The sequence below is a fragment of the Virgibacillus sp. M23 genome, assembly GCF_034190895.1.
In the GTDB taxonomy this organism is placed as follows: domain Bacteria; phylum Bacillota; class Bacilli; order Bacillales; family Amphibacillaceae; genus Virgibacillus; species Virgibacillus salarius.
This window is the reverse complement of the sequence record NZ_JAWDHA010000383.1, coordinates 1-382: the sequence shown is the minus strand read 5'-3', so window position 1 is coordinate 382 and position 382 is coordinate 1. Positions and strand designations below refer to the sequence as shown.

General features: G+C 39.5%; 1 pseudogene. It reads right to left on the bottom strand.

From position 1 onward, the window contains the following. Positions 1-263: pseudogene (locus RVS70_RS23120) on the bottom strand (hypothetical protein); the annotation flags it as partial. Between the last annotated feature and the right edge of the window lie 119 nt (positions 264-382).

Genomic DNA, 382 nt, shown 5'->3' with positions numbered 1-382 from the left:
ACAGTCGTACCGTTCACCAGAAAAAAACTCTCGGCCGATTCATATAATTGACTGACAAGCTCTTGCGCTTCCTTAATTACCCCGGAAGGATGATGGAGATCATCCAGCCCTGCCAGTTCAGTTACATCAATGGTGAGAAGAGGATCGAATATTGACTTGGCGTCATCAAAAAAGACATCTCCATTGTGATGTCCCGGAACATGAAATGAATGAGAATTTCTTCTCGCATGTTGAATTAATGCTTTATATAAAGGTGTGTTCATGAAAACAATCCTTTGAATGTGTCTTCTTACACTTTATTATATCGTGCCTCTGACAGAACTTAAAGCCAGACTTACTGGTAACTATCTTTCCTTTATTGTAAGCAGCTTTTGCTTTAGGT